General features: G+C 70.0%; 7 protein-coding genes. 5 read left to right on the forward strand and 2 right to left on the reverse strand.

Annotated elements, in window-relative coordinates; all coding sequences use genetic code 11:
* Nucleotides 1-417: peptide-methionine (S)-S-oxide reductase MsrA (msrA, locus tag AC2VOK_RS06435; protein WP_428899738.1), on the reverse strand; the 417-nt coding region annotated here is incomplete at its 3' end.
* A 94-nt stretch (nucleotides 418-511) separates the two neighbouring features.
* Between msrA and AC2VOK_RS06440 the strand changes: the two genes are divergently transcribed.
* From AC2VOK_RS06440 to AC2VOK_RS06450, 3 genes are read left to right on the forward strand one after another with little or no spacing between them, the layout of a single operon-like run.
* Nucleotides 512-1018 (forward strand): nuclear transport factor 2 family protein, encoded by a 507-nt coding sequence (locus AC2VOK_RS06440; protein ID WP_428899739.1) that lies wholly within the window; start codon nucleotides 512-514, stop codon nucleotides 1016-1018.
* A complete protein-coding gene (locus AC2VOK_RS06445; RefSeq protein ID WP_428899740.1) occupies nucleotides 1015-2037 on the forward strand; it encodes an NAD-dependent epimerase/dehydratase family protein in 1023 nt (340 codons plus the stop codon). The genes AC2VOK_RS06440 and AC2VOK_RS06445 overlap by 4 nt, the downstream gene beginning before the upstream one ends.
* Before the next feature lie 58 nt (nucleotides 2038-2095).
* A complete protein-coding gene (locus AC2VOK_RS06450; protein WP_428899741.1) occupies nucleotides 2096-2476 on the forward strand; it encodes a DUF427 domain-containing protein in 381 nt (126 codons plus the stop codon).
* Here AC2VOK_RS06450 and AC2VOK_RS06455 read toward each other — a convergent pair.
* Nucleotides 2470-2871 carry a nuclear transport factor 2 family protein gene (locus AC2VOK_RS06455; protein WP_428899742.1) on the reverse strand — a complete coding sequence of 134 codons (402 nt, stop codon included), beginning with the start codon at nucleotides 2869-2871 and terminating at the stop codon, nucleotides 2470-2472. The two genes, AC2VOK_RS06450 and AC2VOK_RS06455, sit on opposite strands and share 7 nt — an antisense overlap.
* Before the next feature lie 68 nt (nucleotides 2872-2939).
* Between AC2VOK_RS06455 and AC2VOK_RS06460 the strand changes: the two genes are divergently transcribed.
* Entirely contained in the window at nucleotides 2940-3851 is a 912-nt protein-coding gene (locus AC2VOK_RS06460) for a DNA-3-methyladenine glycosylase family protein (protein ID WP_428899743.1), read from the forward strand.
* A gap of 78 nt (nucleotides 3852-3929) precedes the next feature.
* On the forward strand, nucleotides 3930-4278 hold a 349-nt coding region (locus AC2VOK_RS06465; RefSeq protein WP_428899744.1), incomplete at its 3' end, for a Dps family protein.

The following is a 4278-nucleotide window of genomic DNA, read 5'->3' on the forward strand; positions in this document are numbered from 1 at the left end:
CTCGGGCTCGGCCTCCCAGAAGTCGCCGGCCGGGCTGACCTCGGTGACGACCTTGCCCGGCCACAGGCCCGAGGCGTCGACGTCGGCGATGGTCTCCTGCGCGATCCGCTGCTGCTCGTCGTCGAGGTAGAAGATGGCCGAGCGGTAGCTGGGGCCCAGGTCGTTGCCCTGGCGGTTCGTCGTTGTGGGGTCGTGGATCTGGAAGAAGAACTCCAGGATGGTGCGGTAGTCGGTGACGGCGGCGTCGTAGACGATCTCGATCGCCTCGGCGTGGGTGCCGTGGTTGCGGTAGGTGGCGTTGGCGACGTCGCCGCCGGTGTAACCGACGCGGCTGGAGACGACGCCGGGCTGCTTGCGGATCAGGTCCTGCATGCCCCAGAAGCAGCCGCCGGCGAGGATGGCCTTCTCGGTCGTCATAGCTTGTCCTCCTTGGGCTTGCGCTCCTCGGGAACCGATAACCTTGCCCAGGTTACACTCCGGCGATGACGTGCAACGGCGCGAAGAAGCCCTCGTGACCACGCGTGAATTCTCCCGGGCCGAGCTCTCGGCCGCCTTCGACAAGTTCGAGGCGAGGGTCGCCCGGGCCGCCGAGACGCGGGACTGGGACGCCTGGGTCGAGCAGTACACCCCCGACGTGGACTACATCGAGCACGCGATGGGCACCATGCGCGGCCGCGACGAGGTCCGCACCTGGATCCAGCGGACGATGACCACGTTCCCGGGCAGCCACATGGTCGCGTTCCCCTCGCTGTGGTCGGTCGTCGACGAGTCCACGGGCCGGGTCATCTGCGAGCTGGACAACCCGATGCGCGACCCCGGCGACGGGACCGTCATCAGCGCCACCAACATCTCCATCGTCACCTACGCCGGCGACGGCCAATGGTGCCGTCAGGAAGACATCTACAACCCGCTGCGCTTCCTGAAGGCCGGCATGACGTGGTGCCGCAAGGCGCAGGCCCTGGGCACCCTCGACGAGGACGCCGCGCGCTGGATGCGGCAGAACGGGGACCGCCGGTGAGCGCCAAACCGAAGCTGGTGATCGGCGCCAACGGCTTCCTGGGCTCCCATGTCACCCGCCTGCTCGTCGCCGAGGGCAACGATGTCCGGGCGATGGTGCGCCCGAACGCCAACACCCGCGCCATCGACGACCTCGAGCTCTCCCGCTTTCACGGCGACGTGTTCGACACCGCGACGCTGCAGCAGGCCATGGACGGCGTCGACGACGTCTACCACTGCGTCGTCGACACCCGCGCGTGGCTGCGCGACCCCTCACCGCTGTTCCATACCAACGTCGAAGGACTGCGCAACGTCCTCGACGTCGCTGCCACAGCCGACCTGCGCAGGTTCGTCTTCACCAGCACCTACGCAACGGTGGGCCGGCGCCACGGGCACGTGGCCACCGAGGACGACGTGATCGCCGCGCGGGGGCTGACGCCCTACGTCCAGTCCCGCGTGCAGGCCGAGGACCTGGTGATGAACTATGTCGCCGAGGCCGGGCTGCCCGCGGTGGCGATGTGCGTCTCGACGACCTACGGCAGCGGCGACTGGGGCCGCACCCCGCACGGCGCGTTCATCGCGGGCGCGGTGTTCGGCAAGCTGCCCTTCCTGATGAACGGCATCTCGCTCGAGGTCGTCGGCGTCGACGACGCCGCCGCGGCAATGATCCTGGCCGCCGGACGCGGTCGCATCGGCGAGCGCTACCTGGTCTCGGAGAAGATGATCGCGCTCGACGACGTCGTGCGGATCGCCGCCGACGAGGCCGGGGTGCCGCCGCCGCGGCGCTCGGTCTCGGTGCCCGTGCTCTACGCGATGGCCGCGCTGGGCAGCTTGCGGGCCCGGCTCAGCGGCAAGGACGCCGAGCTCAGCCTCGCCTCGGTGCGCATGATGCGCGCCGAGGCCCCTGTCGACAGCAGCAAGGCGAAGCGCGAACTGGGTTGGCAGCCGCGCCCGGTCGAGGAGTCGATCCGGGAGGCCGCGCGGTTCTGGGCGGCGATGCGCACGCCGAAGAACCAGAGCACCATCGCCCCGCACGACTAGTCGCGCCTAGGCTCGGTGGGGGCCGTGCACCACGCACACTCGCAAGGAGGTAACGACCATGAGCCACCCCGAAATCAAGGAGCCCAGCGCCGGGCACCCGATCACGATCGAGCCCACCCCGGGGCGGGTGCAGGTGCGCGTCAACGGCGAGCTGATCGCGGACACCACCGCGGCGCTGCAGCTGCGCGAGGCCAGTTTGCCTGTCGTGCATTACATTCCGATGGACGACGTGGTCACCGAAAAGCTGATCCGCACTGACACCAGTACCTACTGCCCCTTCAAGGGGGAGGCCGGCTACTACAGCGTGAGCACCGGCCCCGGGGACACCGTCGTCGACGTGATCTGGACCTACGAAAAGCCCTACCCCGCCGTCGCGGCCATCGCCGGACATGTCGCGTTCTACCCCGACAAGGCCGACATCAGCGTGTCCGCTCAGTAGGGGACCCACCCCGGCATCGCCGCGGCCTGCGCGCGGGTGTCGCTGTAGAGGCGCATCGAGACGATCAGCCCCTCGCGGGTGTCCACAATGCACACGAACGGACTGTCGTAGGCGATGCCGTCGGTGGTGGTGCCGGTGGCCTGCGCCTCCACCACCACCGTGTCGCCCTCGTTGACGCAGCGCACCAGGTCGACGGTGACCTCGAGGTCGCGTTTGCGCCGTTCGATCGCCCGCCGGAACGTCTCTTTGTCGCAGGACGTGCGGGTATACAGGGTCCAGTAGGTGAAGTCGTCGCTCAGCAGCGAGAAGCCCTCGTCCAGATCGCCGCCTTCGCTGGTGCTCTGGAAGAACATCCAGGCCAGTTCGCCCTGCGGATCGTCGAACGGCGTCGTCACATCGCAATAGTGTCCTGGGGACGCTCGACGGTCAATCGAGCCGGCGTCGCCGGGATCGGAGGAAACACGTGCGAAGCGAGCGCACCGTCGCGTTCCCGGGGCCGCTCGACTTCACGACCACCCTGGCCCCGCTGCGGCGAGGTCCCGGCGACCCGTGCTTCCAGGTCATGGGCGACGGCACCGTGTGGCGGGCCTGCCTGCTGCCCGCCGGCCCCGTCGCCGCCCGGATCGTGCGATCGTCGCCGAACTCGGTGCACTGCGTGGCGTGGGGCGCCGGGGCGCCGCAGTTCGTCGAGATGCTGCCCGCGATGCTGGGCGCCGACGACGACGCCTCGGACTTCGTGCCGAGCGACCCGACGGTCGCGGCCGCGCACCGACGGGTCCCGCACCTGCGCCTGGGCCGCACCGGTCAGGTCCTGGAGGCCTTGATCCCGGCCGTCATCGAGCAGCGGGTCCCCGGCGCCGACGCGTTCCGGTCGTGGCGTCTGCTGGTGTCGCGGTTCGGCACGCCGGCCCCGGGTCCGGCGCCGCCCGGCATGCGGGTCCCGCCCCCGGCCGAGATCTGGCGCGGCATCCCGTCGTGGGAGTTCCACCGCGCCAACGTCGACCCCCGGCGCGCGCAGACGGTGGTGTCGTGCGCACGCCGGGCCGACTCGCTGGAACGTCTGGCGTCGCGCCCGGCGGCGCAGGCGCGTGCGGCGCTCACCTCGCTGCCGGGCGTCGGGGTGTGGACCGCGGCCGAGACCGCACAGCGGGTGTTCGGTGACGCCGATGCGCTGTCGGTGGGCGACTACCACGTGTCGAAGATGATCGGCTGGACGCTGCTGGGCCGCCCGATCGACGACGCGGCGATGCACGAGTTGCTGGAGCCGATGCGGCCCCACCGCCATCGGGTGGTCCAACTGCTGTATGCCAGCGGGCTGGCCCGCGAACCGCGCCGCGGGGCGCGGCTGCCGGTGCAGCACATCAGCGGACTGTGATGCGCCGGGATTACCCGCGGGCCGGGTCGGGTACCCGTCGGGGAACGTGACCGTGTGCGAACGCAGGGGAGAAATCGAATGACACAGTTCACCATTCCGGGACTGACCGACAAGCAGGGGGCGCGGCTCGCCGAACTGCTGCAGAAGAAGCTGAGCACCTACAACGATCTGCATCTGACGCTCAAACACATTCACTGGAACGTGGTGGGCCCCAACTTCATCGGGGTGCACGAGATGATCGACCCGCAGGTGGAGGCGGTGCGGGGCTACGCCGACGAGGTCGCCGAGCGCATCGCCGCCCTGGGGGCGTCTCCGCAGGGCACGCCGGGGGCGATCGTCAACGACCGCACGTGGGACGACTACTCGGTGGGGCGCGACTGTGTGCAGGCCCATCTGGCGGCGCTGGACCTCGTCTACACCGGCGTGA

It is taken from the genome of Mycobacterium sp. TH-M116, from assembly GCF_057473685.1.

What these genes read in the sequence shown, in the direction of transcription:
- AC2VOK_RS06450 (WP_428899741.1), top strand. Translation starts at nt 2,096, where the DNA reads ATGAGCCACCCCGAAATCAAGGAGCCCAGCGCCGGGCACCCGATCACG.